The sequence below is a fragment of the Agreia sp. genome (assembly GCF_964263775.1).
In the GTDB taxonomy this organism is placed as follows: domain Bacteria; phylum Actinomycetota; class Actinomycetes; order Actinomycetales; family Microbacteriaceae; genus Agreia.
The window spans coordinates 1-5,385 of record NZ_CAXVWM010000146.1; the positions used below are offsets into that span (position 1 = coordinate 1).

Annotated in this window: 6 protein-coding genes; 1 reads left to right on the forward strand and 5 read right to left on the reverse strand. The window is 68.1% G+C overall.

Features of this window, described 5'->3' with window-relative positions:
• The coding region (locus ACE5CZ_RS11140) for an acetamidase/formamidase family protein (protein WP_374947399.1) at nucleotides 1-974 on the reverse strand (974 nt) is incomplete at its 3' end.
• 159 nt (nucleotides 975-1,133) lie between these two features.
• Between ACE5CZ_RS11140 and ACE5CZ_RS11145 the strand changes: the two genes are divergently transcribed.
• Nucleotides 1,134-1,799, forward strand: coding sequence for a YoaK family protein (locus tag ACE5CZ_RS11145; protein ID WP_374947404.1), 666 nt, complete (start codon nucleotides 1,134-1,136; stop codon nucleotides 1,797-1,799).
• Here the strand turns inward: ACE5CZ_RS11145 and ACE5CZ_RS11150 are convergent, their stop codons facing one another.
• The 4 genes from ACE5CZ_RS11150 to ACE5CZ_RS11165 form a co-directional block, all read right to left on the reverse strand.
• Complete coding sequence (locus ACE5CZ_RS11150) at nucleotides 1,800-3,428, reverse strand: DUF4407 domain-containing protein (protein WP_374947400.1); 1,629 nt, start codon at nucleotides 3,426-3,428, stop codon at nucleotides 1,800-1,802.
• A 127-nt stretch (nucleotides 3,429-3,555) separates the two neighbouring features.
• Nucleotides 3,556-3,945 carry an antibiotic biosynthesis monooxygenase gene (locus ACE5CZ_RS11155; protein ID WP_374947401.1) on the reverse strand — a complete coding sequence of 130 codons (390 nt, stop codon included), beginning with the start codon at nucleotides 3,943-3,945 and terminating at the stop codon, nucleotides 3,556-3,558.
• An 88-nt stretch (nucleotides 3,946-4,033) separates the two neighbouring features.
• Nucleotides 4,034-4,939, reverse strand: coding sequence for a bifunctional DNA-formamidopyrimidine glycosylase/DNA-(apurinic or apyrimidinic site) lyase (gene mutM / locus ACE5CZ_RS11160; protein ID WP_374947402.1), 906 nt, complete (start codon nucleotides 4,937-4,939; stop codon nucleotides 4,034-4,036).
• Between the two features lies 1 nt (nucleotide 4,940).
• A partial coding sequence (locus tag ACE5CZ_RS11165; RefSeq protein WP_374947403.1) for a ribonuclease III family protein occupies nucleotides 4,941-5,385 on the reverse strand: 445 nt, incomplete at its 5' end.

Consider the following 5,385-nt stretch of genomic DNA (forward strand, 5'->3'; position numbering starts at 1 on the left):
TCGTCCATGCCGTAGCGGGCATGCAGCAGCGAGATGGCGGCGCGCACGCACCGGCGCACGGCCTCGTCGAGGTCCTCGTCCATTCCTGTGGGAACGAGGAACTCCTGCGTTTCGGCGAGCGGCCCGACGAGGGTGCCGAATGCGGCGAGGGCCTCGCCCTGCGGCACGACCTCGAAGCGCACGGTGACACGCAGCGAGGCCTCCATCGCGGTGAGCGCGACCTCTCCATCTCCCTGCGCGAAGTGCGGGTCGCCGACATAGGCAAGGGCGCCGTCGACCTGCACCGGAAGATAGAGCGAGCTGCCGGCGGTGAGCAGGTTGATGTCGATGTTGCCCCCGTGCGGGCCGGGCGGAACCGAGTGCGGCCGGGTCGATCCCGAAACCGCGACGCCCATGATTCCGAGGAATGGGCGCAGCGGAAATCGCACCGAACGCTCGCCCCCGGCGACGAGCGGCAGGGTACCGACCTGGCCGCCGTCGGCGTCGTCGACCGCGGCGAAGACGCTGACCGGACCCTCGACCAGCGGATACTCCCCGGGCAGGGCGCCCCTGCCGTGCCGATTCGAGATCACGCCGTAGGGAACGCGCGGCGTCGCCTCGAGCACGGTCATCTTGAGCAGATCGCCCGGCTTCGCACCCCGGATGCGGATGGGTCCGGTCACGACGTGCGGCCCGTCGATCTTGGAGTCGCGCTGATACCCGGATGCCGCGAGCGCAATCGCGTCATCGAGCACGTTCTCGCGCGCTACACCGTGGCCCGCGAAGAAGGCGGCGGGATCGCGGCCCTGGTCTTCGAGAACGCCCTCGTGGCTGAGGGTGTCGATGGTTACCTCGTCGCCCGAGTCGATGGTGAGCACGGCCGTATCGGCGGCGCAGGGCAGTCGACCCCAGAGCACGTTGTCGATCGATGCGGGCAGGTAATGAGCGGCCTGGATGAACCCCTGGCCGGGCTGGAGCGGTGCGGTGAACGGCATCCGAGTGCGCGCCTTCCGAATTCTGGAAAGATGGGGAGGGTCGCTTCGAGAGTATCGTGCGCCAGCCGACACCCCCGCCACGCCCCGAGACATCGAAAGACCAGGTGCCCCGTGCTCCGAATACTCCGCAGCCAGCCCGCCAACCTGCACCTCGGCCTGATGCTCGCCCTCACCTTCTCGACGGGCATCGCCGACGCGGTGGGCTACCTCGGTCTCGACAAGGTGTTCACGGCGAACATGACCGGCAACGTCGTGATTCTCGGAATGGCGATCGCCGGCGCCGACGACTTGCCCGTGGTCGGCCCGCTCGTCGCCCTGTTCGCGTTCATGCTGGGCGCGGCGATCGGCGGCCGGGTGCTGCGCCCGGTGAAGGTGGGCTGGACGACCCACAGCACGGTGCTGTTCAGCATCGTCGGCGTGGTCATGGTCGGGCTCACCATCGCCCTGTTCGTGGGCGACGGGCCTCCCCCGCCCCCGTTCGAGTACATCTTCACGGGCTTCTTCGCGGTGGTCATGGGCGTGCAGGCCGCCACCGCTCGGCACATCGCGGTGAAAGACGTGACAACAGTCGTCGTCACATCGACCATCACCGGGCTCGCCGCCGACTCGAGACTTGCCGGCGGTTCGGGCCAGCCGTGGTTCCGTCGGGCCGGCGCCATCCTGCTCATCTGCGCGGGCGCGGCAGTGGGCGCCCTGCTGCTGCAGGTTCACATCGGCTGGGGCGTGGCGCTGTCGGCGTTCGTCACCCTCGTGGTCGCGGTCATCGGTCACCTCGCCGGTCGGCCCCACCATGCCCCGGTTGTGGCCGAGCCCGACTCGGCCTGATCAGCGGCGGCGCTGACCCGACTGGTCGAGGTCCCACTCGTCGAAGAAGTCCTGGCTCTTGCGGCGCACGCGGTCGTCGAGGCCGACGTTGCGCTCCTTGCCCGTGGCGAGCGCCAGCTCCTCCTCATGCACGGCCAACTCGCGAAGTGTGGCGAGCCTGCCCGTGGCGATCTGGGCATCCAGAAGCGCCTGGTCGCGCTCGAGCGCGAACTGCTGACGCACTCGGTTGATCTCGGCGCGGTCGTGTTCGCGGGCGGTCTCGTCGTGCACCGAGTCCTTGTTGCCGAGATTGCGCAGCAGCTTGATGATCACGGGCAGCAGCTCGATGGCGAAGAACAGCAAGAACACCATGACGTGCGCCAGCCCTGCAGACCGACTCTCGGTGCTCAGCCGATCGAGCGCGGTGAGCCGGTTGCTGATGCCGTCGCTCGACGAGACGGCGGCGTCGTTCTGGGCCTGAAAGTCGGCCTTGCGCTGCTCGATCGTCGCCAGTTCTGTCTGCGCCTTGATGAGCGAGGCCTCGGCGGTGGTTTTCGACTCGGCGAGCTGCGATCCGAGGGCGGTCTGGGCACTGGTGAGCGCGGCGGCGGAGGCCTGCTGCGCCTGGTCGTAGATGACCTGGGCCGCGTCGACGGCCTGCCTCGCGATGTCGGTTACCGCGCCCGCGCCGACCTGGCCCGAGCCGCCGGTGCCGTTGGCTTCGGCCTGCCATGCCGCGGTCTTGGCGTTGAGATCGGCGAGGGCCGCATCTTCGGCAGCCTTGGCCGCAGCGTAGGTGGGGTCGTCGAGCGGGTCGACGGCGTCGCTCGTGTCGATGATGGCCTGGTTGCTGGCGATCGTTGCGCGCACGTCGCCTTCTGTGGCGAGCACGGGATCGGTGGCGAGCTGGTCGGCGAATGCCGTGCGGGCCTCCGCCTCCATCACCAGGATCTGGGCGCTGATCTCGGGCGCGAAGATCTGCAGGGTGACGGGCGTCGAGATCACAGCGCCGAGAATGGCCGCGAGCAGAACACGGGGAACGACGGCGAGGGTCGTCTTCCACGCGCCCGTGGTGTTCGAGAGTTGGATGGTGAGGGCCCGGTCGATGGCGAAGATGCCCGCACCCCAGAAGATGCCCACGGGAATGAACCAGTACCAGTCGGCGTGGAACACCATGCCGAGCGCGAACGACATCGAGAGCGCGGCGACGGTGGCCGTGAACATGAGGATGAGCGCCATCGCCGAGTAGGCCTGCCGGTCTCCCGGGGCTCCCTCGATCGCGTCGGCGCGGGCGCCTCCGAGCACGGCGAGGCTGGTGCGGCGCCAGCGTCGGCGACGGGCGTTCGGCCTCGTGGCCTGCTCGGCCGCGGCCGTCTCGGCGACCGCGGGGTCGTCAATGGTGCCGGATGCCCCGGGCTGGGTCTCGATGTCCGGCTCGAACCAGGGCTGCTCCTGCTGCTCGAACGAGAGCTGCTCTGTCGGCAGGGTGTTCGTCGTCAGGAAGTCGTCCGACAGGTCAGCTGCCGACTGGTCGGCGCTCGGCTGGGGCTCGATCGGAACCGTCTCCGCTTCGGGGCGCGTGCGCGGCTTCGGAGTCTCGCTGAACCACGGCTCCAGCTGGGGCCCGGTCGATTCGTCGTTCTCGCTCACGCCGAGACCTTCCTATTCGATTGATCAGCCTGTTCGAATGATCAGCGGCAAGTATGCATGCACCGACCCTGAGCATCCGGTGAGCATGCTCTCAATCAGCCCAGCGATGAGAGCCGGTACGCGTGCGTCATATTTTCGCTGAGATGAACTCGTCGAGGTCGAACGGCTCAGTGTTGCCGCTTCGTTCTTCGGCGATGAGCGCGGCGCGCAGAGTCGATATTTGCGCCTGCTGGTCGACCAGTGTTACGTGCGCCGGACCGTCTCGGAACGCGGGCGTCCTGGCGTCGGCCGCCACCATGTGTGGCATCTCGTCATGAGCCGCCAAGGCATCCGATGACTCCCACCACTCGAGGATGACGAAACGATCAGGGTCACCAGCAACCGTATGGAGTTCATACGTCACGCATCCCGGCTCGGCCCTCACCAGAGGTGCGATCTCGGAGAAGAGATCGACCTGCTCAGTTGCACGACCCGGTTCTACTCGAATGCTGACGATGACCCCGATAGGTTTTGGCATGCTGTCAGCGTAACCAGTCCCGATATCACAGGCCACGAGCCCCGTGATAGATACACGCGTGATCCTCAACGCAACCGAGGCGGGCGCATCAGCGCAGCTTCTGGCAGTGCGCGCAGAAGTGCGATCCGCGGTTCATGAAGCTCTCGCGCACGATCGCGCGGCCGCAGCGTGGGCAGGGTTCACCCTGTCTGCCGTAGGCGTTGAGGCTGTGCGAGAAGTAGCCCGATGCGCCGTTCACATTCACGTACTGCGCGTCGAAGCTCGTGCCGCCCTCGGCGAGCGCCTTCTCGAGCACGAGCCGCACCTCGGCGAGCAGCAGCTTCGTCTTGGCGCGCGACAGCGACGACGCGGGCTGCTCGTAGTGGATGCGCGCCGCCCACAGCGACTCGTCGGCATAGATGTTTCCGATGCCGCTGATCAGGTTCTGGTCGAGCAGCGCGCGCTTGATGCCGGTGTTCTTGCGGGCGAGCGCGGCGAAGAAGGCCGAGTCGCTGAACGCGGGGTCGAGCGGGTCGCGCGCGATGTGCGACACCTGGCCGGGAATGGAGGCGAGCTCGCTGCCGCGCCCCGCCGCGCGCCCGTCGGGCGTGGCCACGAGCGAATCGACGGCCATTGATCCGAAGATGCGCTGGTCGACGAAGTTCACCCAGAACTCGCCGTGTTCGGGATGCTCGATGTGCAGCCGGATGCGCAGCAGGCCGTCTTCCTCGACTCCCGGCGTGCGCAGCAGCACCTGACCGCTCATGCCGAGATGCGTCACGAGCGCGTGCCCCCCGACGTCTGTCGCATCGTCGAGCGGAAACCACAGAAACTTGCCTCGGCGAACGGCCGACAGCATCCGGCGCCCCTCGAGCAGGTCGACGAACCCTCCGGCCAGCGGGCTGTGCCGCTTGAGCGACCGTTGTTCGAAGACCTCGACGGCCGTGATGACGGCGCCGCAGACCGCCCTCTCGAGGCCGGACCGCACGACCTCTACTTCGGGGAGTTCGGGCACGTTAGGCCGACACGGCCGACGCGGAAGGCAGAGCCGACAAGGCGGCGACCGCATCGCGGGCGGCGGATGCCTCGGCCTGCTTCTTCGATGGGCCCTCACCGGATGCCTCGACCACGAGCACCCCGGCGGTCGTCGACACACGAACGGTCGCCACGAAAACCTTCTGGTGGTCGGGGCCCGATTCGGTCAGCTCGTAGACGGGAGCCGCATGTCCGTGCTGGCCTGCGGCCTCCTGCAGCGAGGTCTTCGGATCCATCGAGATGCGGAAGTGGCCCGGGGCCGTGGCGAGGGGCGCGACGAGTCGCAGCACGAGCGCGGTCGCCGCATCCGGACCCGCGCCCAGATAACTGGCGCCGATCACGGCCTCCATCGTGTCGGCGAGAATCGACGCCTTGTCGCGACCGCCGGTGAGCTCCTCTCCCCGGCCCAGGCGCACGAAACGGCCC

Coding starts and splice junctions, on each gene's coding strand:
- ACE5CZ_RS11145 (WP_374947404.1), top strand. CDS start 1,134: ATGCTCGCCCTCACCTTCTCGACGGGCATCGCCGACGCGGTGGGCTAC.
- ACE5CZ_RS11155 (WP_374947401.1), bottom strand. CDS start 3,945: ATGCCAAAACCTATCGGGGTCATCGTCAGCATTCGAGTAGAACCGGGT.